The organism is Cylindrospermum sp. FACHB-282, from assembly GCF_014697195.1.
GTDB lineage: Bacteria > Cyanobacteriota > Cyanobacteriia > Cyanobacteriales > Nostocaceae > Cylindrospermum.
In genome coordinates this window covers 23,751-49,290 of the sequence record NZ_JACJRJ010000015.1, presented here as the reverse complement: position 1 = coordinate 49,290, position 25,540 = coordinate 23,751, and the positions used below count along the sequence as shown (strand labels likewise).

The window sequence follows — 25,540 nt, the reverse complement described above, 5'->3', positions numbered from 1 at the left end:
TATTTTATGGGAATTAAAAATCTGTTTACGGCAGGCGGTGTCGTGATGTGGCCCCTGCTGGCATTTTCAGTATTGGCAGTGGCATTGATCATGGAGCGTGTGCGGTTTTGGGTGATTATCAATCGCCGTCAAAGCCGTGTGATCCGAGAGGTATTGAATCTATATCGCCTCGATAATGTCGTGAGTGCTGTGGATAAACTGCGACAAAATGCAGATTTGCCTTTGTCGCGAATTTTTCTTGCCGCTTTAGAATTAGAAGAGCCGACTCCGGAGGAATTTCGTCTAGCATTAGAAACTGAAGCACAAGCTGAGATACCTTCACTCAAACGCTTTCAAAATTTCTTTGACACAATCATTGGTTTGGCCCCACTGCTGGGACTTCTGGGTACGGTGTTAGGGTTGATTGCTTCTTTTGCCTCTCTAAATCTTGGCGATGTGGGAGGTACGAAAACAACGGGTGTAACGGCGGGGATTAGTGAAGCGTTGGTATCTACGGCTTCAGGATTGGTAGTAGCTATTTTTACCCTATTTTTCGCCAATAGCTTCCGAGGACTCTATCAGCGGCAAATGGCACTCATTCAGGAATATGGCGGACATCTAGAATTACTTTATCGCCGTCGCTATGAACGAGGAGGAGAGAAGTCTTATGCGATTACCAGATGAACCAGATATTCCTGTGCAGATTAACATCGTGCCGATGATTGATGTGATATTTGCAATTTTGACGTTCTTTATCATGTCAACACTATTTCTCACACGTTCAGAAGGATTGCCTGTAAATTTACCGAAGGCGGCAACGGCAAATCAACAGCAGGTAGCGACAAAAATCACCGTGACTGTAGACCCACAAGGACAGGTGAGCCTGAACCGCAAACCAACTACCATTGATGCTTTGAGCGAGGAAGTGCGTATTTTAGTTGGTTCTAACGCCGAAGCTTTGGTGATTATTAATGCTGATGAAAAAGTAGAACACGGTCAAATAGTGAAGGTAATGGATCAGGTGCGTCAGGTGAAGGGGGCAAAATTAGCGATCGCCACTCAACGCCAATAGTCTATCTACTGTTAAGGCAGTTTGCGGTTGAGTAGACCACACTATAGAGACGTTGCATCCAACGTCTCTACAAAGGTTTTAAAATCAAAGTTTTGAAGTTGACAATTCAATGTTGATCAGCAATATACAGTTGTTTGGGCTTGTGGATTTTTGGCGCTCTCCCAGCAAACGCCATATCCTCAGAGTGTTTCCAAAAAAATTATTTCGGATTTTACCGTTGATACTCAGTTTGATCTTAACTGTAGTTGTGGGCGGTCAAAGTATCAGTGCTCCACCCAAATCCACGGAAATACTTTGGGATACCTATGGTGTGCCCCATATTTACGCTCAAGATGACCGCAGTGCTTTTCAAGCCTTCGGCTGGGCACAGATGCAAAGTCACGGTAACTTACTTTTGCGGCTTTATGGTCAAGCGCGGGGGCGTGCTGCCGAATATTGGGGAGAGAAATACCTAGAATCAGACCGTTGGGTGTTAACTACCGGAGTTCCAGAACGCGCTCGTTCTTGGTATTTGGCACAGAGTCCCAGTTTTCGCAGATATCTTGATGCTTTTGCCAAAGGCATCAATGCTTATGCTCAGGAACATGGGGATCTGATAGACGATGAAGTTGAGGTAGTACTGCCAGTCAAGCCAGAAGATGTACTTGCTCACCTAAATCGGGTACTTCATTTTACCTTTGTCGTCAGTCCAGAAAAGGTTGCAGGTATTAGTGAGCAGGAGCCAAAAGCAGGGTCTAATGGTTGGGCGATCGCACCTTCACATTCTGCCAGTGGTGCAGCGATGCTACTTGCCAATCCACACGTCCCTTGGTCAGACTTATTTCTGTGGTACGAAGCCCAACTGACCGCACCAGGTATGGATGCTTATGGGGCAACTCTCCTGGGGGTTCCTGTATTAGCGATCGCCTTTAACGATAATTTGGGTTGGACTTATACAGTCAACACCTTTGATGGTTGGGATCTCTACAAACTCAAATTAAAAGGTAAAGGTTATCTTTTTGATGGTCAAGTTCGGAACTTTGAAACCAAAACCCTGCCATTAAAAGTTAAGCAACAAAACGGTACCCTAATCGATCAACCCCTAGTAGTCAAACATTCTATCCACGGGCCTGTAGTCACACAGCAAGAGGGAAAAGCCTTAGCATTGCGGGTTGTGGGTCTTGACCAATCAGGAATCCTGCAACAGTGGTGGGATATGGCGCGGGCAAAAAACCTCAACCAGTTTGAAAAAGCACTCCAACGTTTGCAACTCCCGATGTTTACCGTGATGTATGCAGACCGTCAGGGAAACATCATGCACCTGTTTAACGGTCAAGTACCAATTCGCTCTCAGGGAGACTTTGAATACTGGACAGGTGTGATTCCCGGAGACACATCTACCACCCTATGGACAAAAACCCATCCTTATCAGGATTTACCCCGCATCGTTAACCCTGCCAGCGGCTGGTTACAAAATGCTAATGACCCACCTTGGACAACGACGTTTCCAACAGCCATCAACCCAGATAACTACCCGCCCTACATGGCACCACGGTTTATGGATTTTCGGCCCCAGCGTTCGGTGCGGATGCTGCTAGAAGACGAAAAAATCTCTTTTGAGGAAATGATTGCTTACAAGCACTCAACCCGGATGGAACTAGCGGATCGGCTACTTGATGACTTGATTCCCATCGCTCGCCAGCAGGGAGGAGAATTAGGACGACGAGCAGCGGATGTTCTCTCAGCTTGGGATAGACAAACCAACGCCGATAGCCGGGGGGCAGTACTATTTGCCGCTTGGGCAGAAGAAATAGATTTAGAGCAAGGGTTTAGCATCCCTTGGAGTGAAAAATCTCCCCTGAACACACCCGATGGTTTAGCCGATCCTCAAGATGCCGTTACCAAACTCCTAGCCGCAGCTAAAAAAGTAGAAAAAGCTTATGGAGCGCTAGATGTGCCTTGGGGAGATGTTTTTCGGCTGCAATATGGCAATCTAGACTTACCTGCCAATGGTGGCCCGGGCTTTCTGGGAATCTTCCGCGTACTCAGGTTTGCACCTACTGCTAATGGGCGTTTTCGCTCAGTCCTGGGTGATTCTTATGTAGCGGCCATTGAGTTTTCTCAACCAGTAAAAGCCAAGGTACTTAACAGCTACGGTAATGCTACTCAACCCGGTTCACCCCATATTGAGGATCAATTGCCACTGTTTGCTCGTCAACAGCTAAGAGATTGTTGGCGCGAGCGATCGGATATCCTGGCCCATTTAGAACAACGCCAGGTTTTCTAACCCTAACGCCAGCAAGGGTGGAGTTTCTCTGCCGTTCTATAAGAGTTAACAAATACTAACAAGTTATAGCAATCCTATTTGATTTGTGAACAGTTTTTTTTTAAACGAACCGCCAAGACGCCCGCGCGCAGCGATGCCCGTTGGCGTAAGCCTGCCGTTAGGCATAGGGCTGTAGAACGCCAAGGGAAAGAGAATAATCAGAGAGGTTGCAAGTTTCACAAATGATTTAGGATTGCTATAGATTTGAGCTTATTTCTTGCTTCAACTAAGGTAAAAATCCTCCCTCTCGCAGTGCCTTAATGCTATCTTTAACAGCCTGGATCACATAATCAACATCTTCAGCCGTATGGGCTGTAGATAAATAACCACTTGCACCCAAAAGATGAACACCTCTATACATCAAGTGATAACGTAATAAATCCAGACTCGCAGATATAGAAGCATTTCCCCCAGAGCTAGATTCTTCCGAAGCAGCAGGGCCGAATAGTGAGCCAAAATTCGTCATCCGCAGCGGTACATTATCTTCTGCAAAATAAGCATTCAAAGCGGCAACGAATTGGGAAGTACGATGATTTAACTGCTCTTGCAGGGCACTCCCCTGAGTCTTCAGATGCTGAAGAACTGCCCGTGCAGCCGCCATTGCTAATGGATGCTTGCAGAAAGTCCCCGCAAAAAAAGTCTTGTTAGCACTTGGGTAAGAAGAATCTGCATAATTCCACATACCACCGTCAATTGCATCCATATAGATAGATTTGCCAGCAATAATGCCAATTGGCATCCCACCACCAACAATTTTTCCATAAGTGGCAATATCAGCCTGCACACCAAAATATGCCTGTGCCCCACCTGGATGAATGCGGAACCCAGTCACCATTTCATCAAATATTAAAGGTATTTTTGATTCTGTGGTTAATTGCCTGAGTTGGTGGAGAAAAACTTTTGGTTGTAAGCCTGGCCTGCTAGTTTGTACAGGGACAACGAGAACCGCAGCCAGTTCTTGTTCATGAGCTTTGATGATTTCTAAAGATTCAGGATTCCCATAGTCCAAAACCAAAACATCTTTCACAAAATTTAGCGGAATTCCCGGAGCAATGGGAACTGTATGTAACTCTCCATCTACAGTTTGTGTTTTGACTAAAGTGCCATCAAAATGACCATGATAAGAACCCGAAAACATAGCAATTTTTTCACGCCCTGTTAACGTTCTTGCCAAGCGAATTGCCGTCATTACAGCTTCTGTGCCGGTATTACTAAATGCTACCCGCTCCATATTAGTTAGTTCACAAATTAACTCAGCCACTTCACCAACTAAATCTGATTGTGGGCCAATTTGTATGCCTTTTTCCAGTTGCTCTGTCAATACTTCTTTGATAAATGGTGGATTATGACCAAAGAGATTAATTCCCAACCCCATCATCAAATCTACATATTCGTTGTCATCAACATCCCATATTTTGGAACCTAGAGAGCGTTTAGCCACAATTGGATAGTACATTTGCTTGAGAGGCAAACGAAACTCTCCTAAATTTTTATTATCAGCTAGAACCGGGCGATAAACTTGCGAGAGTTGTTTTGATGTTTTTGTTCGCTGGTTGTAGCCAGCAATAAAATTTGCTAAATATTGCTGCTTTAATTCAACAGCAGATAAATTGTTGGGTTTTTGTTCCAGATCAATTTGTGATGTTTGTGCATTCATAAATTACCTATCTTACCTGAGCAACAGTTTTTCAACCAACAAACTTAGCTTTGAGGGATAAATCCCTCACTACGAACAAAATTGCTTTGAGGGATGAATCCCTCACTACGAACAAAATTTAGATTTAATGATGTCTACCTACTTATTCAACCGCTTGCGAGCAGAGAAATAAGTATTGCCCGGAGATTTATTAATGGCAAAATCACGTTGAGCATCATAAATACCCAGTTCAGTAAAACCCGCCTTTTCTAAAGCAGATTTAACTTCAGTAATGGAATAACATTTTTCTTTTATTACGGCATCTAAACGTTGCCAAGTTTCCTCTACCAAAGAGAATATCGTCAAGTTAAATTGAGCTATTTTGGTTTCAGAGTTATAGCTATTTTGAGCAGCCCAAGCATACTCCTCTTTAACTTTGCCAGTCAAACTACCATTCCAATTTGACTGATACTCTTCTTCAAAAAACATATAGAATATGAACAAGCCATCGTCTAATAGTGCCTGATACACGTTATGAAATATCTCGGTTAATTCTTCAAGCTCCATCACATGATTGAAAGCGCCAATCGAAACAACAGCATCAAAGGTATGTGGAAAGTTAAAGAAGCGTGCATCACCTAAGATAAATTTTCCCTCTCCTGCATTTTCCTGAGCATAACGCAGCATTCCTTCGGAACCATCAAGACCAGTTACTTGATATCCTTTGATTAACAATTGTTGTGCTAGATGTCCTGTACCACAACCGAGGTCGAGAATATGCGCCCCCGTAGATAGATGTGGTAATAGCAATTTTTCTAAGGCTGGTAGTACTTCTTGAAGTACTCCTGGTGCCCAGTCTTCATTATATACTCTTGCCAAAGGATCGTAGCCAGAATAACGAGTTTTAGAAGTCATAAAACATTTATCCTTGATGTAGAAAAATTTTCACTATTTGACAAATGTCAAAATTTAGTTAACTAGGACTGAACGGACAGAAAATGGCAAATATGAGGTATGGTTTGTGGGATTAACAATCATGATTTGTGGGTTAGAGAACGCATTAAAAAAGCCTAAAAAGAGGGTAAAATTCTATTGTCTCTAAGCCCTATAACTTCAGATAGCGACGGCAAACTATCCAAAAATCCCTGCTTTAACAGATATTTAAAATAGGTATCCAACAACTGATTATTTATTGCTGGACAAACTATCGAAGTATCTGCAAGTCCATCTAGGGTATTGTGGCAGTCAAACTGCAAAACTCCTGAGTTGGGCGTTTTTTCCTGATAATTAATTGCCGGGAAAAATGGCACAAGTGGATATAAAGGATGTGCTGAAGAACCTTTAGTAACCTTGAGCAATTCTGCTCTCCACTGCTGATAGGAAATTTGCTCAATTGGATAACCCAGCATCCGAAACTGGTTAAGCAGCATACTGGAGTTGAGAATCTGGGAATTAACCAAGTGAAAATTCTTGTTCAGAGATTTTTCTTGTTTTGATAAATAGACAATAGCTTTGCTGACATAATCAACAGGAACTATGTTGTCTTTCATCTCCCTATCCGGTAAACTTCCTAGTTGAATACAGCCGATAATTAGTCTGTATAAAAAATCATTGGGATTAAAAACACCAGTTTGGCTGTGTCCTGATATTCGTGATGGTCGATAAATACAAACTGGTAGACCTCTTTCACCCGCAATTTTGACTAACTTTTCGGCAACCCATTTAGTTTGCGAATAACCATCACTAGATACAGGAGCATCATCAAGGTTATCTTGTTCATGAGCTACTTTAGTCCCCGAAAAACCACTTAAGGAGAAAACACTAGAAGCAGAAATGAAATGTACAGGTTTGGTTTTGATGTAACTTGCCAAACGCAAAACTTCTTGAGTACCTAGTACATTGGCTGCCTTGAGAACTGAATAGGGATAAATATGATGAACCCAAGCGCCATTGTGATAAATTACATCCACTTGATGTGCTAGCGATGCAAATTTCTGCTCTTCTAACCCCAACAGTGGCTCAGATAAATTACCACAAATTGGGATAATTCTGGAAGTTAAAGATTCATGCCAAAGTAAATATTTTTCTAGACTAGCTTGCAGCTTTTTCTTACCTTCTTCAACATTTGGGCAGCGCACCAAACAATAAATATCGGCTTTTGTCTGCTGTAAAAGTTCAGCGAGTAAAAAAGCTCCTAAAAAACCTGTAGCTCCCGTTAAGAAAATACTAGTAGGTTCAGTTACAAAAGTCTCGAATTTTGGGGGTTGGATGGTAGAATCTAAAACTACTTCAGCTGGCCAATCTACTGCTTGATGATCAAAAGTTTGATTTTGCTCTATTTTATCAGCTAAACCTGCTACAGTCGGATTTTCTAACAAACTGCGTAAAGACACATCTAACTGAAACTTATCTCTTACTTGGGAAAGGAGTTGAGTTGTGAGTAAAGAATGTCCTCCTAAATCAAAGAAATTGTCATGAATGCCAATTCGTTCAACTTTCAAGACTTCAGACCAAATTTTAACCAACATTTCTTCAGTTGGGGTGCTAGGAGCAACAAAAACACCTGTCAATTCTGGCCGCACTTGGTCAGGTGCTGGTAAATTTTGCCGATCTACTTTACCGTTTGGTGATAAAGGTAGTTCTTTTAATAAGACAAAAGCAGATGGTATCATGTACTCAGGTAGTTTTTCCCTGAGAAACTGGCGCAGTTCGTTAACTGTGAAAGCTGCATCTCGGTTAGGCGTTGCATAGGCTACTAAACGCTTATTATCTGGGATATCTTCGCGCACTATAACTACAGTTTCCTGCACTCCTGGATGCTGAGTGAGTGCTGCTTCAATTTCGCCTAATTCAATTCGGAATCCGCGAATTTTTACTTGGTTGTCAATGCGTCCGAGAAATTCAATATTTCCATTTGGTAAATAACGAGCTAAATCACCAGTTTTGTACAAACGTGCCAATTTTGATTTTTTAAATGGATGAGGAATAAATTTTGCGGCTGTCAGTTCTGGCTGGTTGAGATAACCTCTAGCTAGACCTTCACCACTAATACAAAGCTCACCAGCGACACCAACAGGAACCGGATGTAAATGAGAGTCTAGGATATAAATTTGTGTGTTGGCGATAGGACGACCAATTGATGGTTGGGTTTGCTCATTCTGAAAACAGCAATGGTAGACACTGCTCCAAACTGTTCCTTCTGTTGGACCATATTCGTTAAACAGAGAGGCTTGAGTTTGTAACTCTAAATGACGGCTTACCAACTCTGTTGAACAAGCCTCGCCGGCAACAATTACGGTACTAAGTGAGATTAATTCATCAGGTTTTGCAGCTTCTAAAATGAGAGCATATAGAGAAGGTAGACATAATAAATGGGAAATGTGTTTTTGAGAAATCAATTTGATCAGTTTGTCTACTTCCCCTTGTAAGTCTGGTTGGGGAAGATGAAGAATTCCTCCAGAGCAAATTGTCCAGAAAATACCGGCGACAGAACTATCAAAAGCAAAGGAAGAAAGTAATAAAAAGCTGGTGATAGGTTCTTGGTAGTAAGCAATGCGAGCAGTAGTGGAGTGGACTAGGTTGCGATGTGATATCTGCACTCCTTTTGGTTTACCTGTAGAGCCGGAAGTGTAGATCATATAAGCCAAATTTTCGGGATTTACACTCAGGGCGGGATTGTCGTTGCTCTCCCTAGCAATGGTTTCCCAGGCTGTATCTATGCAAACCGTCTGACTGCTGTGTGGGGGTAAGCTAGCTAGTAGGTGTTGTTGAGTTAGTAAAACGGATGTTTGAGCATCCTGTAATATGTAGGCTATACGCTCTTGGGGATAGGCTGGATCGATTGGTACATAAGCGCCACCCGCTTTGAGGATGGCTAAAATACCAACAAGCATTTCTGGCGATCGCACCACACAAATTCCCACTAGTACTTCAGAACCAACTCCCAGTTTTTGCAGATAGTGAGCCAGTTGATTTGCGCGGGTGTTAAGTTCGCTGTAGGTGAGTTGCTGCTGCTCAAAGGTAACAGCAATACTGTTTGGTGTGCGTTCTACCTGTTCTGCAAATAGCTGATGGATGCATTTGTGTTGTGGAAAATCAGCTTGGGTTTGGTTGAACTCAGTCACCAGTTGATGAAAATTGCGATCGCCTAAAATTTCTAACTCACTAATCCTCATCTCTGGATTCTCAACAGCACTTTCCACCAACTGATAAAAATGCTCTGCTAACCTTTGAATATCTTCTACACTCAATAAATTGGCATCATAATGGAACTCTGCATTTAAACCATCATGATCAACTACGCAAGCCAGCTTAATTTTGAATCTGTCAATACATACATATTCCTTGACAATTTCAAAAGATACTTCCCCTTGAGAATAATTAGCTGATTCTGGCTCAAAATCAAAACAAATTGGGCAATAAGCTAAGTTATCAGCATTTTCATCAAAACTCGAAATTTGTTCCCAAACAAAACACTCCGACCACTTTGAAATCTCTTGTGCAGCTTCAGCCACTTGCAGCAAAATTTGGCTAAATGTAAATTTATCTACCAATTTAACCTGGAGTGGTAAATACTTAGCAAATAACCCGAAAGCATCTTTGAGTTCATCATATTTTCTGCCAGGATAATTTATCCCAACTATTACCTTTGACTCTCCATTAAGTCGCCACAATAAAATCTGCCAGCAAGTTAATAAAAATACAGCAGTTGAAATCTCATATTTTGCGGCTGTAGCTGAGATTTTATCTAGAAAATCGACAGAAATATTTGTTCTCAAAACTTGAGGATCAAATGCTCTATTTTCTTTAACCTTATTTGCAGCAAAAGGAACTTCTAAATTTAGGATATTAGATAAATCTTGCTGTTGCCAATATTCTTTACCTACTTCTGCATCTTCTGATGATAACAACTCATGCTGCCACTCAGTAAAATCAGCATATTGCAGCGGTTCATCTGTTAGTTGGTCGCTGTGTAAAGAACCGTTGTATAAATATCCAAGCTCTCGCACAAAGTTTTTAAGAGTTGCCGAATCGCCACAAAGAGCAGGCATCCTGATAAACAGGATATATTTATGAGACGATAAAGTAGCCAGAGAAATATGTAAAAGTCTTTTTTTGGTGAAATTATCAGATATCTGACTTAATTCCTGGAAGACTTCCTCAATCTTATCTGTTTGTTCCTGGATATTTAGCTGCTCAAAATTGTAGATATGAGCAAAATTTATCTTGTGATTGTTAATCACTTGCACTGGAATTGTCATACCAGGTAGACAATGAAAACTAGTACGCAAAATTTCATGGCGCTGGACAATATCTTCCAAGGTTGATGTTAATATTTCTACATTGACATTTCCTGTGATTAGCACAGCACACTGGGCATAATAAGCAGTGCTTTGGTCAAATTGTTGCCATAAATATAGATGCTCTTGTTGATGGGAAAGACGAAATCCTTCAAGAGTTTCTGCTAGCATAAAAAATCTCCATATTCCTATTTTAAAGGTCTTTGCTATTTAATGATTCAGCCATTCCCACTAAAATTTTTCTGGGGGCAACAAATGGTTGGCGAGCATGGACAGCTAACATATTATCCAGCATTAACATATCTCCTTTTTGCCAGGTAAATGCTATCATTTCTTGCTGATAAGCTGCACGCAGATGCTCTAAAACTGCCGATTCAATCGGAGAACCATCACCGTAATAGGTATTAGTTGGTAAGTCTTCTTCCAGAAAATTTGCTAATAATTGTTTGCTGATTGTTGGCGCTAATGTGGAAACATGAAAAAAGGTAGCGTGATTGAACCAGACCATTTCATTAGTTAGAGGGTGTTTGATAACAGCTGGCCCAACTTGACGAGTTCTTAATTTATTACCATTTTTCCATTCAACTTGAATACCTTGGCTGTAACAATATTCTTCAACCTTTTTTTTGTCTGAAGTTTGGAAGACAGTTTGCCAAGAAAGACCGAATCCATCGCCAAAGTTACGCATATACATTACTTGCTTTTCAATAAAGCGATCGCGTATTTTTGGATCAATGCGCTCTAACACTCTGCGACAACTACCAATTGGTGTTTCTCCTCCCTGTTGTGCAGGACTTTGGCAAAAAAAGAAGATTTTCAGAGGAAAAGTAGGAGAATAAGCGTGTTCATTATGGGGAAAAATACTTTGATCAGCTGGATAATCTGTTGAAGTATAAATTCTCCCACCTACTTGTGTTCGTGGTGAGGCTCGATAACGATATTCCATCGCTTCCCCACAAATTGCAGCAATAATCTGCTCAAATTCATCTATTGACTTCACCTGGAAATCCCGGAAAAGTATCGCTCCATATTTTAATAATTCTGCTTGGATAAACTCCCGGTTCTTCTTAGCCCAGATTTGTAAATCAACACCTTTGACAGCAGGTTTGATCACCAAAGGAAAATTAGCTTCTCTAGGTAAAAACTCAGTCTTTATTAACTCTTCTTCAGATATATTAACAGCTTTGCGTCTCACAGTTCCCAGATTTAGCAAACTGGATTTTTGATTTTCGGTTTTTTTCATAACTTGTCTCCTAATGGCGCTGAAGGACTACTAATAGACTTGCGCTTAATCTGAGTTAATTTCTTGTGAATAGTAGTTTGATAGTGTGTTTCTCTCTTCAGTTGCTGCTGCTTGTCTGCTGCATGGAGAAATTCTTTGAACTCATGCAATTTTGCTTCTGGGTGTGTGGCAATTTTGTCTAGAAGTGCCGCAAAAATTCCCACCATGCGGACAATAGTGCCAGAATCAAATAAGTCTGTACTATACTCCCACAAACCAAATAGTCCTTGCTCCGTCTCATTTAGCTCTAGGAGTAAATCAAATTGCACTGTTTCATTTTCAACCTTCAGGGGAATAAGCTGCAAATCTGAAAGTTTTAAAGATGATGTTTGGATATTTTCTAAAACGATTTTGACCTGAAACAACGGCGTGCGATTGAGATTTCGTTCTGGATTGAGGAGATTGACCAACTTATCAAAGGGCAAATCCTGGTGAGCATAAGCGCCTAGGGTGATTTCGCGGACTCGTTCTAGTAACTCCCTAAAAGAAGGGTTTCCTGATAAATCTGTCCGCAATACTAATTGGTTAACAAAAAACCCAATTAATCCCTTGGTTTCGCCTTGGTTGCGGTTGGCAATATCTGTGCCGATAACTATATCTTCTTGTCCCGAATACCAATGCAGCAGATACTGAAACGCCGCTAGTAGGGTCATAAATAATGTGATCCCTTGCCGCTGATGCAGAGCCTTAAGCTTGTCAACTAAGGCTTTAGGTAACACCATAGATTGTCTAGCACCGCTATAAGTCTGAACTGCTGGTCGAAGACGGTCGAGGGGTAATTCGACTAAAGGGAGCTTACCGAGATGTTGCTTCCAGTAGGCAATCTGGGCTTCTAGTGCTTCTCCTTGCAACCACTGCCGCTGCCAAACAGCAAAGTCTGCATACTGGATTGGTAATTCAGGCAATGGTGAGGGGTTCCCATGGGAGAAAGCTTCGTAAAGGACTGTAATCTCGCGAATGAGTACCCCCATAGACCAACCGTCAGAGACGATGTGATGCATTCTCAAAAATAATGTATGCTCTACCTCAGTCAGCCGCAGTAGAGTAACTTGCAGTAAGGGGCCTTTGGCTAAGTCAAAGGGCTGCTGCGCTTCCTGATGAGCCAGTCGCAGAACTTCAGCTTCTCGCTGATCTGCGGGGAGTTTCTCTAAGTCTAGGACTGGCAGATTTAAGGTTAAGGTGGGAGCAATTACCTGGAATGGTTGCCCATCAACTGTAGTAAATGTGGTTCGTAAGGCTTCGTGACGCCGCACAACTTCATTGAGACTACTCTGCAATGCTGGTACATTTAGGCAACCTGTCAGGCATATCGGATAAAAGAGATTGTAGGCGGTGTTTCCTGGCTCTAATTGGTCGAGAAACCACAGACGTTGCTGGGCAAAGGATAGGGGAAAAGAGTCAGAATTTCGGTTTTGGGGGATGATTTTTGTTGGTGAGCCTACTGCGGTTTTTTGATTTTTCAATCGTTGTAAAAACAATTGACGTTTCTCAGGAGAAAGGTCTGCAATCCGTTGGGAAAGGTTACTCATTTAAATTGCCTCTTGCCTCGCCAGTATTTTCTGTGCCTCATCTTGAGATAGTTGCTCAATTTCGGCTAAGGCTTGAAACAGTGCGGCTTCCGAAGCCTGTTCGGTGAGTTTTTGGACAATTACTACTGCCAATTCAGCTATGGTGGGTTGATTAAAGAAATTTTTATAAGACAGTTCAACTTGGAAGATTTTGCACATCTGAGAAACTAGCTGTGTGGCGAATAATGAGTCTCCGCCCAATTCAAAAAAGTTGTCGTGAATGCCGACTTTTTCAATGCTCAAAAGTTTTTGCCAAAGGTCGGATAAAGTGCCCTCGACTTCATTTTGAGGCGCAACATAAGCATTCTCCAATTTGGGGCGGGGATGAGTCGGTTTAGCAGGTCTGAGTTGGGCTAATTTTTCTGCCAAATATTTGACCGTAGACTGCCGCTGCACTAGGTGCTGAAAGTTTTGGCTGGAGACAATTACTTGGGGGACAGGGCTACTCAAGAGAATGCGTCTAAAGGCATCAATGCCTTCAGTTAAGGTGATTCCGGCTGCTAGTTTTTGTCCAGTTATGCCCTGATGCCGTGCTTCTATAGCAACTGCCATACCTAGATTTTCCCATCTATCCCAGTTAATGGAGGTAATGAACCTGTCGTTATATTTAGCGGTACTGTAGTGAGCAAAGGCATCAAGAAAGGCATTTTCGGCAATATAATCTACCATTCCCGGCACGCCTAAAAAGGAGTTAAGGGAGGAACAGAGGATGAAGAAATCTAATTTAGTGTTCTGGAAGAGAGCATCAAGTACACGGGTGCCTTTGACTTTTGGGGCTAGGGCATCGGCAGCTGCATCTGCTGTTTTGAGTTGTATCATCCCTCCTCCGGGGACGGCTGCGGCATGGATGACGCCGTGAATTTGACCAAATTGCTGATGGGCTTGTTTGAGGACTGCTGACATTTGCTCGGTGTTGGCTACGTCGGCAGTAGCTACCATGACTTGTGCACCTAAGGCTTCTAAATGTTGCAATTGGCGGATTTTGCAGCTTGTTGAATCATGTTGATGATGAGCAGATAGCCATTCTGGCCAATCGTCGCGGTGGGGAACAGCTGAACGCCCAATCAAAATGAGTTTTGCCTGTAGGGTTTGGGCTAGGTATTCGGCAAGTGCTAACCCCACACCACCTAATCCCCCTGTAATTAGATAGACGCCCTGTTGTCTGAGTCGCGGATTTTGGGCAACATTGGTGTTTAATTGGACTGGTTCAAAGGTTTGTACCCAGCGATGATGTCCACGATAGGCGATCGCCTTTTCGGTGTTTGCCAGGGTGAGTTCTGCTACTAGCCATTCTACTAACTGTGCTTCTTGGCTACTTGCTGATGCTGGCAATAAAACATCGATGCTGCGGCAGCTAATATTGGGGTATTCCAAGGGTACAACTTGACACGCACCCAAAATCAGGGCTTTCTCTGGGTAGAGTAAATCTGATCCTGTGACTTCTTGCATATTATTGGAGACAATGGCGATCGCGATCGCCATTGTGAAATTTTGTTCTCCTAATGCCTGTGTGAGATACAGCAAGCTATAAAACCCTAAAGTTTCATCCCTTTCCCAACCGTCTGGATAGATATCTGCGGTCACACTCCACAAATGAACAATTCTCTGGGGAATTTTCCCCCTAAGACGCAATTCTTTGAATAAAGCGTCGTAATCATCCCGTTTGCCGGGGTTGATTGTATAGCTAGGTGGAGAAGAATCACCACTAAATTGCTCCCCAACTCTGACGATAATCACATCCTGACCTTGGAGTTCCAATCTTTGAGCCATTTTTTCACCCAAGCCGCACTCATCCACAAACAATAAGCAACACCCTGCCGTAACTGCCTCAAACTGTGAACTAATTGGTGGTAAAGACCGTTTCCAAGAAGGGATGTAAAACCAGTCAGCAATATCCAGTTTTTTGGTGTCTGTAAATTTGCTTGGTAGTTCCTTTTGCAGTTCAATCCAGTAACCCTGACGCTCAAAGGGATAAGTTGGCAAAGGAAGATGACGGCGTTTTTCATGGATATAAACACCAGACCAATCGATTTTTACACCTGCCAACCAGAGTTGACCTAAACTTTTGAGTAAAAATTCAACATCCGATTGCTGTTCCTGGGGATGGCGAATTGAAGTCAGTACCATCAGTTCCTCAACCTGATGCTGCTGGACAAATCTACTTAAAGTCCTGCCCGGCCCAACCTCCAACAGAATAGACTTAGGTTGTTTAAGTAACTCAGCAATTCCTTCTTCAAAGCGTACTGGTTGCCGGAGATGCCTAGCCCAATAATCAGGATCTGTTGCTTCTGCTGTGGTAATCCAAGTGCCGGTGACATTAGAAATAAATGGAATTTGGGGAGAACTGAGTTGAACTTTTTGTAACTGCGCTGTAAATGGCTCAATTACCGAATCCATCATCAACGAGTGAAAGGCATGGGATGTATGCAGTTGCCGACAAGCTACACCCCTGGCATCTAACTGCTGTGCCAATTCCTCTACCGCCTCGATGCACCCAGCAACTACACATAAGCCTGGTGCATTCCTGGCAGCTAAAGACAGGGTTTCGCCCAACAGGGGTTGAATCTCCGACTCTGGAAGTTGAACAGAGAGCATCGCCCCCTTTGGTAATTGCTGCATCAGTTGTCCACGGGTAGCAACTATTGCTAAAGCATCTGCCAATGAGAACACCCCAGCAATTGTTGCTGCCACATATTCACCAATACTGTGACCAATCATCGCCTCTGGAACCACTCCCCAGGCCATCCATAACTTAGCTAAGGCGTACTCAATCGCAAACAAGACTGGTTGAGTAATTGCCGTCTGTGTCAACTGCTGTGCTGCTGTCTCGGCGCTACTGGGGTAAAGTACATCGCGCAAATCTAGCCCTAAATGGGGTTTGAGCAGTTCGCAGCAACAGTCCAGATGTTGTCGAAAAATCGGTTCTGTTTGATCAAGTTCCCGGCCCATGTTGACATATTGGGAACCCTGACCGGGAAACATGAACACAACTGGGCGATGAGTGGGGGTAAAAATTGTTGGCGGTTTTAAGTTTTTCAACCCCTTCACCGCATCATCTAGATTTTCACACACTAACATCCGGCGATGCTCAAAACTTCGCCGACCCATAGCTAGAGTGTGGGCGACATCGGCTAAATTTAAATTTGGCTGTTGCTGGAGATAATCAGCTAAATTTTTGGTGGCGGTTTCTAGGGCGGTATCCGTTTTGGCAGAGAGCAACAACAACTGCCAAGGGCGAGAAGGGCTAGAAGCTTCCAGCACTGGTGCTTCTTCTAGAATTACATGGGCATTAGTACCACCAATACCAAAAGAACTGACACCGGCGCGCCGGGGAATGCCGTTTACCTGCCATTGTGAAAGGGAAGTATTGACGTAAAAAGGACTGTTGGCAAAGTCAATTTGGGGATTGGGTTGTTCAAAATGTAAGCTAGGGGGAATCTGTTGATGCTTGAGGGCTAAGACGGTTTTGATTAAACCCGTTACCCCAGCAGCAGTATCCAAATGCCCGATGTTGGTTTTAACCGAACCAATTGCACAGAAGGATTTTTTTTGTGTACTGGCTCTAAAAGCTTGTGTGAGTGCCGCAATTTCAATCGGATCTCCTAGAGAGGTGGCTGTACCGTGGGCTTCAATATAGGTAATTGTTTCCGCTTCAACTTCTGCGATCGCTTGAGCAGTTTGAATTACCTTTGCTTGTCCTTCTATCCGAGGTGCTGTATAACTGACTTTGAAAGACCCATCGTTATTCACAGCTGAACCTTTAATCACCGCTTGAATAGAGTCTCCATCAGCAAGGGCGTCTTCTAAACGCTTGAGAACTACAATCCCCACTCCTTCGCCCCCAACAGTACCCTGTGCTTTAGCATCAAAGGCGCGACAGTGTCCGTCGGGAGAATGAATTCCTCCTTCTTTGTAAACATAACCAGCTTTGCGCGAAGAACTAATAGATACCCCACCAGCTAAAGCCATATCGCATTCACCATTCAACAAGCTTTGACAAGCTAGGTGAACAGCTACCAATGAAGTTGAGCAGGCGGTTTGAATTGTATAACTAGGTCCTTCTAGATTAAGTTTGTAGGCAACACGAGTTGTGAGGAAATCTTTATCACCAGCTATTGTCAGTTGGTGAGAGTCTATTGAGTCAATCAGGTTTTGGTTTAAACAAATGTTGAGTAAATAGCTGCTCAAACCAGATCCAGCGAAAGCGCCAATTGTGCCTTTGTATGTTTCGGAGTCGTAGCCAGCGTTTTCCAGGGATTCCCAAGCACATTCTAAAAAAAGGCGATGTTGAGGATCGGTGATTTCTGCTTCTCTGGGATTAAAGCCAAAGAAGGCAGCATCAAACAATTCAACATCTTTTAATACAGCCCGTGCTTTGACATAGCGAGGGTTTTTTAGCACCTCTGGATTTATTCCAGAATTTAGCAGTTCTTGCTCATTGAAAAAATCAATCGACTCTACGCCATTTTGGAGATTGTGCCAAAATTCATCAATATTTTTTGCACCGGGAAATCTGCCGGATAATCCAATGATTGCTATTTCTGAGCCATTTTGGAGATTTGTTTGTGTTGCTGTATTCATCTATTTAGTAAACCCGTAAATTTAGCAATGTTCTTTGAGGTATATTTTTTTTTGCAACGAACCCCAGAGCCAAGAAAAATATAGTTTTTATAAATCATTCGGTAACGAGATATTTTTCATGGATTTCATTTTTTGCAGGCGGCTTTTTTGCTGCGCTTTACCAGCAAGAATTTTGTCAGTTTCAATATCTCTTGGTTGTTGAGTTGATGTTGGCTTTTTGCTTTGACTGAAATTTTCTGCTAATGAACTAATAGTTGGATATCTAAACATATCGAGCATAGATAAATCGGTCTGTAATATTTCCCGCAATTGGCTATTTACCTTAACCATGAGTAATGAATGGCCGCCGAGTTCAAAGAAGTTATCGTGAATACCTATCTTTTCGATATTCAGAGCCTGTTGCCAAATTTGAGCAATGGTGCGTTCGACTTCGGTTTGTGGCATCACATAACCAACTTCTAACTCTGGACGCATCATTTCTGGTGCTGGTAGTCCTCGCCGGTCGATTTTGCCGTTGGGTAAAAGTGGTAGGGTTGAAAGTAGAACAAAAGCAGCAGGTATCATATATTGTGGTAACTGCTCTTTCAGAAAGCTACGCAATTCTGTGACTTTAGGTGTCTGCTGTGATTGATATTGAATATAAGCCACAAGGCGTTGATCACCAAGTTCATCTCCCCATGCTAAAACCACACTTTGGCTGACATCAGGATGTTGGTTTAATTTGGCTTCAATTTCGCCTAGTTCGATGCGGAAACCACGAATTTTTACTTGGTCATCGATGCGTCCAAGCAGTTGGATTTCTCCATTGGGTAGGTAGCGAACTAAGTCCCCAGTTTTGTACAGACGTGCCCCTGAATTTTGATTGAAAGGGTTAAGAATAAATTTTTCGGCAGTGAGTTCAGGGCGGTTGAGGTAGCCCCTAGCAACACCAACACCACCAATATAAAGTTCACCTGGTACTCCGATGGGAGTAGGTTGCAAGCAAGAGTCTAAAATGTAAGTTTGGACATTTTGAATTGCTTTACCAATGGGAACTTCTAACTTTGTCGATTGTGACAAGTTGCTGATAGTTGCCACGATGGTTGTTTCTGTAGGGCCATAAGAATTGATTAATTGCACGTCTTTGCTGACGTGCTTGTGCCATAAAATTAAGCGTTCTGAAAGTGCCTTTTCTCCACCAATAATTACTAAACGCAGTTGTTCGGGTAGGGGTAAATCCTTTTCAACTAATTCGGTTGTGAGTTGATGCCAAAAAGCTGTTGGTAGATCCAAAACAGTTAATTTCCAATCGCTGCATTTTTCTAGAAAATCAGGTATTGAACTGAGCATGGACTCTGTACGCAGCACCAATGTAGCCCCTTGGGTTAAACAAGGAAATATCTCCTCGGCTGCGGCATCAAAACTGATGGATGCAAATTGCAAAATGCGGTCACTTGGCTGTAGACCATAGTGCAAGCAAGCAGCGTGGGTATAGTTGACTAAGGATCTGTGCTGAATTGTTACACCTTTAGGTTTGCCTGTAGAACCGGAGGTATAAATTACATAAGCTAAGTTATCTGGTGTTGTCAGGTTGTTAAGGTTCTGTTGACTTGCTTGGGCGATCGCATTTTCATCGCTATCTAGGCAAATAACTTTTGCATCATGTTGAGGAAGTCCGGCAACTAGCTGTTGTTGAGTGAGTAACACTGATATTTGGGCATCCTCTAACATGAAACCCAAGCGTTCTGGTGGATAAACAGGGTCTAGTGGTAGATATGCACCCCCAGCTTTGAGAATGGCTAAAATACCTACGACCATTTCTAGCGATCGCTCTACACAAATCCCCACCAATACCTCTGGCCCTACTCCCTGTTGTTGCAGGTGGTGTGCTAGTTGATTAGCGCGTTGATTGAGTTCCCGATATGTTAGTTGCTTGTCTTCAAAAACTACAGCTATGGCATCAGGCGATCGCACCACCTGCTCCTCAAATAACTGATGAATACATTTATCCAGGGGATAGTTTGTTTGAGTATCATTCCATTCCACCAGCAGCTGATGCTCCTCTGCTGCCGTCAACAGGGGCAAAGTTGAGATTAGCTGGTCAGGATTAGCGACTATGCCTTCTAGCAACGTCTGGAAATGTCCTAACATCCGGGTGATGGTAGCTACATCAAACAAATCCGTGTTATGTTCCATCACTCCCATCAGCCCTTGCTTAGTGTCCGTCATGGATAGAGCCAAGTCAAACCTAGCCGTTTCCCTGTTGGACTCCACAAGGAGCAAAGACAAGTCTGGTAGATCCAAAGTTGTAGCTGGAGTATTTTGGAGTTGAAACATCACCTGAAAAAATGGTGCATGACTAAGGTTCCTTTCCGGCTGTAATTCCTCCACCAATCGCTCAAAGGGCAAGTCCTGATGAGCATAGGCACTTATAGAAACCTCTCGCACTCGGTGCAAAATCTCCCGAAAACTTACAGCACCCCCAAGGTTAGTTCGCATCACCAGGGTATTGACAAAGAAGCCAATTAGCCCCTCAATTTCGAGCCGGTTACGACCAGAGATAGTAGTGCCTACCAGGATATCGTCCTGTCCACTGTATCGGTAGAGCAAAGTATTGAAAGCTGCCAGCAAAGTCATAAATAGCGTCGCCTTGGACTCCTGGCTTAAAGCTTTAAGGGCTTCAGTTAAAGGTTGGGACAGTACCAGAGATTGCCTCGCACCGCTATAACTTTGAACCACCGGGCGAGGGCGGTCAGTCATTAAGTCCAATAGCTTTGGCCCATTGCTCAACTGCCGCTTCCAGTAGGAAACTTGAGCATCTAGCACTTCTTTTTGCAACCACTGCCGTTGCCAAAGGGCAAAGTCAGCATATTGGATTGGCAGTTCTGGGAGTGGGGAAGGCTGACCTTGAGCAAAGGACTGATAGAGCGCCATCAATTCACGGATAATGACCCCAAAAGACCAGCCATCACAGACTATGTGATGCATCGTCCACAGTAGCAGATACTCAGTTGCGCCCAATTTCAGCAGAGTCACCCGCACTAGCGGCCCCTGGGACAGGTCGAAGGGAAGTTGAGCCTCCTCAGTGGCTAACCTTTGAGCCTCAGTCTCTCGCTCCTTTGGAGGAAGGGACTGTATATCTACTATCGGTAAGTCCAGGGTCAAACTTGGGGCGATAACTTGGCTTGGTTGCCCTGCCAATACACAAAAAGTCGTGCGTAAAGCTTCATGACGCCGCAGGATTTCATTAAGTGTCTGCACCAGTGCAACCACGTTAAGCGCTCCCTTCAGGCGCAAAACTGTGGGTTCATTGTATAAAGGTTGATTAGGCTGGAACTGATCTAGAAACCACAGCCGCTCTTGGGCAAAAGATAGGGGAAAACAGTTAGACTCTCGACTTTGGGGTTTGATTTGTGTTTGTGAGCCGACAATCTCTTTTTTCTGGTTAAGCCGTTGCAGCAAAAGCTGACGTTTCTCCGGGGAAAGTGCGCCGATTTGTTTGCTAAAGTCACTCATTAGGCCTCTCCTACTTCAATCAACTGTTCTTGGGAAGTAAGTATTGTCTGCACTTCCTCATCTGATAGTTCTTGGATTTCTGCTAAGGCCTGAGCTAGTATTTTCTCATCTGTCTGTTGAGCCAGTCGTTGAACAATCGCCTCAGCTAATTCAGCTACAGTAGGAGTTTCAAAAAAGCTTTGATAAGGTAGTTCTACCTCAAAGGTTTTGCACAGCCGAGAAACAAGCATAGTAGCAAACAAAGAATCACCTCCCAACTCAAAGAAGTTGTCGTGAATGCTCACTTGTTGATTACCCAGAAGTTCTTGCCAGATTTTCCCTAGGGTAAACTCAATCTCGTTACGGGGAGCAACATAAGCCTTTCCCAAATCGGGGCTAGAACGAGTGGGTTGAGACTGATTCTCCTGCACCAATTCCTCTGGCAAAATCTCCGGCTTTTTACGCCATAAGTCTTTTTGTTCAAGAGTCGCGGTAAATGCTACAGGTGTCTTCTTCTCTACCGACCCAGAAGCTTGAGCCGCAAAAACATGATGCCCGAAAGCTTCAGTTTCCGATAAAGTCACCACGGAAACAAACCCAGAGGAACGTAGTGCTGTATCCCACTGCTCCTTTGATAAAAATGGATTACCTTTGCTGCGTTCTTCATCTGCCAACAGATTCATCAACAGTCCGCCAGTAACATCAAACTCTGGTTGAGCTTGGGTAATCTCCCACAGCAGAAGGAAACCGCCTGGAGCCAACAAAGAGCGGACATGCTGGAGGGTTTCTCCTATATTGCGAGTAGTATGTAGCACATTAATTGCTACCACCACATCAAAGCTGTGGCTAGAGTACCCTTGTTGGGTTGGAGGTTCCTGGATGTCTAGAAAACGATATTCGACAAATGGATAAACGCTAAACTTCTGTTGGGCTTGCTTCAAGAACCAACCGCCCACATCGGTAAAGGTGTAGTTTGTTTGCTCTAAGGGCAACACAGGCAGTAATTCTGCCGTGGCGATACCAGTTCCCCCGCCGATTTCCAGAATTCTGAGGTTTACCTTTGGTGATAATGACTTCACCACATCTTCCAAGCTGGCCCGGATAATCTTCTTGCAGTGGTTATACAAAGGTGAGTCTACCTTTGTAATTCCTTTGTTTTGCACAGCAACGTGAAGTTCCAACGGCTCTTTTTCACCAGTAAGTACGGCTGCCAGATTTTCGCCACATTTTTCAACGAGATTTACCAATCTGGATGCATCTGCAAATCTGACTTTAGCTTCTTGTAAAAGAGCATTAATAGAGTCTGTGGAAACTGGCAGCAGGTTGGCAAAACTCCCTGCATCTTGCTGTAGCTGGCCTTGCTCTACTAGCACTTGCATCCATCGATGTAACAATTGTTGGTAGCGAGGAATAATCTGACCTTGCTCAAACAACTGCTCAAGAGAATACTTTTCGTCAGCTTTGCTAAAAGTACCTAAACGCCTCAGAGCCTGATTCATGTAGGCAGCACATAAACTATCCAAGCACTGTTTGTTTGCCAGATAAGTTTGTTCGTCAAGTTCCTTGATTCCAGCACGGTCTTGTTTGTGACAAGCGTTGACTAGAGATTTCCAAAGCTCTGATGCTGTTGATTGTGGCTGAAACTGTACAGCGTCTGATGTCGGTTTTTGGGGTTCAATCCAGTAACGTTGGCGCTCAAAGGGATAAGTTGGCAAAGGAATCCGATGACGCCGTTCATTGGCATAAAAACCTGACCAATCGAGTTTGATTCCATTCAGCCAAAGCTGACCCAATGTATTCAACAAAAAGGCTAGATCAGATTTTTGTTCCTGGGGATGACGTAGCGAACAGAAAACCAACTGACCCTTTGCCTGTTGTCTGGTGAGGGTACTCAATGTCCGCCCAGGGCCAACTTCCAGAAAAATTTGATTTGGCTCTTTGAGTAACTCAGCAATTCCCTCACCAAAGCGTACTGTTTGGCATAGGTGCTGTGACCAATAACTGGGATTTGTGGACTCAGATGCAGTAATCCAAGTGCCCGTTACATTAGACAAAAAGGGAATTTTGGGAGAATTAAAATTTACTTTTTCTAGTTGCTGAGTGAAGGGTTCGATGATTGAGTTCATCATCTGGGAATGAAAGGCATGGGAGGTGTGCAAAGGGCGACAGTCAATTCCTTGTTTGGTCAGATGATTTTGCAAATCATCAATGGCCGACTTTGGCCCCGAAACTACGCAACGGTCTGGGGCATTGCTCGCTGCTAGGGAAAGTTTTTCACCTAGCAAGGATTGCACTTCTTTCTCTGGTAGTGGTACAGCCAGCATTTCACCAGCCGGAAGTTGTTGCATTAGTCGTCCACGGCTGGCTACTAGCACCAATGCGTCTTCTAGAGAGAACACGCCAGCCAAGCAAGCGGCTACATACTCGCCAATGCTATGACCAATCATTGCTTTGGGATGCAGACCCCAGTCTATCCACAACTTTGCTAGGGCATACTCAATCACAAATAGGGCTGGCTGGGTAATATAAGTTTGTTTTAACTGCTGTGCGGCGGCGGCTGTCTGTTGTTCCTGTGGGTATAGTACAGTGCGTAAATCCAGACCTAGGTGAGGTTTGAGCAATTCGCAGCAGTAATCAACCTGTTGGCGGAAAATTGGCTCAGTCTGGTATAAGTCTTGCCCCATTCCTACATACTGTGTCCCTTGACCAGGATACATAAACACAGTCTGTTGCTCACAAAGTTCGGTGAAGTTGGTGCAAGACGGTTGTGTGTCTGTGGTTTCTAGGGCTTGCACTGCATCGTTAAGGTTTTGGCAAACTATCACCCGACGATGGTTAAATTCTTGACGACCTACCTGAAGTGTGTAGGCGGCATCGGCTAAATTGAGTTGGGGATGGTGCTGGAAGTGCTGGAATAGGTTAACTGTGGCGGTTTCTAATGCTGATTTGGTTTTAGCTGAGAGGACTAACAATTGCCATTGGCGCGAGGCACTGGAGGCTTCAATAGTAGGGGCTTCTTCTAGAATTGCATGGGCATTGGTGCCGCCAATGCCAAAGGAACTGACTCCGGCGCGGCGGGGGTTGCCGTTTGATTTCCATTCGGCAAGAGTATTATTGACGTAAAAGGGGCTGTTGGCAAAATCAATCTGCGGATTTGGCTGTTGAAAGTGCAAGCTGGGGGGTATTTGTTTGTGTTTGAGCGCTAAGACGGTCTTGATTAAACCTGCAATCCCAGATGCAGTATCTAGGTGTCCGATATTAGTTTTCACTGAACCAATGGCGCAGAATTTCTGCTTGTTTGTGCTGGGGTGAAAAGATTTGGTTAGGGCTGCAATTTCAATCGGATCTCCAAGAACTGTCCCGGTGCCGTGGGTCTCTATGTAGCTGACCATGTCTGGCTCAATTCTTGCCATGGCCAGGGCTTCGGCGATTACTTTGGCTTGACCTTCGACGCTGGGGGCTGTGTAGCCAACTTTGGCAGACCCATCGTTATTAATCGCGCTCCCCTTGATCACAGCATGAATACAATCTCTGTCTGCGATCGCATCTATTAGTCGCTTTAAAACTACAATGGCTACACCGTTACCGTTGACAGTTCCTTGTGCTTTGGCGTCAAAGGCTCGACAGTGTCCATCGGGTGACAAAATTCCCCCTTCTTGATATACATAACCAGTTTTTTGTAATGCAGATATGGAAACGCCACCAGCTAAAGCCATATCACATTCATGATCTAGCAAGCTTTGGCAGGCTAAATGCAGGGCAACTAAGGAACTAGAACACCCTGTTTGGATAGTAATAGCTGTCCCTCTGAGGTTTAATTTATAGGCAACTCTTGTCGTTAGGTTATCTGTCCGATTGTTATGCCTAATTTGGTCAAAACCAACTAATTTTAGTAATTTTGTGTTGCAAAAAAGATTGAACAAAAAGTAGCTGCTAATGCTTGCACCACCGTAAATACTAATTTCTCCTGGGTAGGTTTCAGAATTGTAGCCAGCATTTTCGATAGCGTCCCAAGCAGATTCTAAAAAGAGTCGGTGCTGTGGATCCATGATTTCTGCTACTCTGGGCGAGTAATCAAAGAATGAAGCGTCAAATAATTCTGCGTCTTCTAAAACAGCGCTGGCTTTGACGTAATTGGGTTGGCTCAGATCACTCTCCTCTACCCCCTCGTTTCTCAACTCTTGCTCTGAAAAGAATGAAATTGATTCGACTCCATCTCTTAGATTCTGCCAATATTTCTCAAGATTCTGGGCTTGAGGAAACCGCCCCGACATACCGATTATTGCTATGTCTAATTCGCTGGGTTGATTGATGTCTTCTGGATTTTTCATCACATTTTCTGA

11 protein-coding genes are annotated in these 25,540 nt (G+C 43.6%); 3 read left to right on the top strand and 8 right to left on the bottom strand.

Annotated features, from left to right (window positions below):
- The first annotated feature begins 6 nt into the window (after window positions 1–6).
- The 3 genes from H6G32_RS10125 (at window position 7) to H6G32_RS10115 (ending at window position 3,317) form a co-directional block, all read left to right on the top strand.
- Window positions 7–663 (top strand): MotA/TolQ/ExbB proton channel family protein, encoded by a 657-nt coding sequence (locus tag H6G32_RS10125; RefSeq protein WP_190457714.1) that lies wholly within the window; start codon window positions 7–9, stop codon window positions 661–663.
- Window positions 647–1,051, top strand: a complete 405-nt coding sequence (locus H6G32_RS10120; protein ID WP_190457712.1) for an ExbD/TolR family protein — start codon at window positions 647–649, stop codon at window positions 1,049–1,051. Before H6G32_RS10125 ends, H6G32_RS10120 begins: the two co-directional genes overlap by 17 nt.
- A gap of 109 nt (window positions 1,052–1,160) precedes the next feature.
- Window positions 1,161–3,317 carry an acylase gene (locus H6G32_RS10115; protein WP_190457710.1) on the top strand — a complete coding sequence of 719 codons (2,157 nt, stop codon included), beginning with the start codon at window positions 1,161–1,163 and terminating at the stop codon, window positions 3,315–3,317.
- Between the two features lie 265 nt (window positions 3,318–3,582).
- Here H6G32_RS10115 and H6G32_RS10110 read toward each other — a convergent pair whose 3' ends face one another.
- The 8 genes from H6G32_RS10110 to H6G32_RS10075 all read right to left on the bottom strand — a co-directional run bounded on the left by H6G32_RS10110 (window position 3,583) and on the right by H6G32_RS10075 (window position 25,528).
- Complete coding sequence (locus tag H6G32_RS10110; RefSeq protein WP_190457708.1) at window positions 3,583–5,013, bottom strand: aspartate aminotransferase family protein; 1,431 nt, start codon at window positions 5,011–5,013, stop codon at window positions 3,583–3,585.
- Between the two features lie 138 nt (window positions 5,014–5,151).
- A complete protein-coding gene (locus H6G32_RS10105) occupies window positions 5,152–5,907 on the bottom strand; it encodes a class I SAM-dependent DNA methyltransferase (RefSeq protein WP_190457706.1) in 756 nt (251 codons plus the stop codon).
- 155 nt (window positions 5,908–6,062) lie between these two features.
- The gene (locus H6G32_RS10100; RefSeq protein WP_190457704.1) at window positions 6,063–10,463 is read right to left on the bottom strand and encodes a non-ribosomal peptide synthetase family protein; all 4,401 of its coding nucleotides are present in this window, start codon (window positions 10,461–10,463) and stop codon (window positions 6,063–6,065) included.
- Between the two features lie 22 nt (window positions 10,464–10,485).
- The gene (locus tag H6G32_RS10095; protein ID WP_190457701.1) at window positions 10,486–11,535 is read right to left on the bottom strand and encodes a TauD/TfdA family dioxygenase; all 1,050 of its coding nucleotides are present in this window, start codon (window positions 11,533–11,535) and stop codon (window positions 10,486–10,488) included.
- On the bottom strand, window positions 11,532–13,103 hold the full coding sequence (locus H6G32_RS10090; protein ID WP_190457700.1) for a condensation domain-containing protein: 1,572 nt from the start codon (window positions 13,101–13,103) through the stop codon (window positions 11,532–11,534). Before H6G32_RS10090 ends, H6G32_RS10095 begins: the two co-directional genes overlap by 4 nt.
- Entirely contained in the window at window positions 13,104–17,723 is a 4,620-nt protein-coding gene (locus tag H6G32_RS10085; protein WP_190457697.1) for a type I polyketide synthase, read from the bottom strand.
- An 87-nt stretch (window positions 17,724–17,810) separates the two neighbouring features.
- Window positions 17,811–21,218, bottom strand: coding sequence for a non-ribosomal peptide synthetase (locus tag H6G32_RS10080; protein ID WP_190457694.1), 3,408 nt, complete (start codon window positions 21,216–21,218; stop codon window positions 17,811–17,813).
- On the bottom strand, window positions 21,218–25,528 hold the full coding sequence (locus H6G32_RS10075; RefSeq protein WP_190457692.1) for a type I polyketide synthase: 4,311 nt from the start codon (window positions 25,526–25,528) through the stop codon (window positions 21,218–21,220). The genes H6G32_RS10080 and H6G32_RS10075 overlap by 1 nt, the downstream gene beginning before the upstream one ends.
- Window positions 25,529–25,540: the final 12 nt, after the last annotated feature.

Coding starts and splice junctions, on each gene's coding strand:
- H6G32_RS10105 (WP_190457706.1), bottom strand. CDS start 5,907: ATGACTTCTAAAACTCGTTATTCTGGCTACGATCCTTTGGCAAGAGTA.
- H6G32_RS10075 (WP_190457692.1), bottom strand. CDS start 25,528: ATGAAAAATCCAGAAGACATCAATCAACCCAGCGAATTAGACATAGCA.
- H6G32_RS10115 (WP_190457710.1), top strand. CDS start 1,161: ATGTTGATCAGCAATATACAGTTGTTTGGGCTTGTGGATTTTTGGCGC.
- H6G32_RS10095 (WP_190457701.1), bottom strand. CDS start 11,535: ATGAAAAAAACCGAAAATCAAAAATCCAGTTTGCTAAATCTGGGAACT.
- H6G32_RS10090 (WP_190457700.1), bottom strand. CDS start 13,103: ATGAGTAACCTTTCCCAACGGATTGCAGACCTTTCTCCTGAGAAACGT.
- H6G32_RS10110 (WP_190457708.1), bottom strand. CDS start 5,013: ATGAATGCACAAACATCACAAATTGATCTGGAACAAAAACCCAACAAT.
- H6G32_RS10120 (WP_190457712.1), top strand. CDS start 647: ATGCGATTACCAGATGAACCAGATATTCCTGTGCAGATTAACATCGTG.
- H6G32_RS10080 (WP_190457694.1), bottom strand. CDS start 21,218: ATGAGTGACTTTAGCAAACAAATCGGCGCACTTTCCCCGGAGAAACGT.
- H6G32_RS10085 (WP_190457697.1), bottom strand. CDS start 17,723: ATGAATACAGCAACACAAACAAATCTCCAAAATGGCTCAGAAATAGCA.
- H6G32_RS10125 (WP_190457714.1), top strand. CDS start 7: ATGGGAATTAAAAATCTGTTTACGGCAGGCGGTGTCGTGATGTGGCCC.
- H6G32_RS10100 (WP_190457704.1), bottom strand. CDS start 10,463: ATGCTAGCAGAAACTCTTGAAGGATTTCGTCTTTCCCATCAACAAGAG.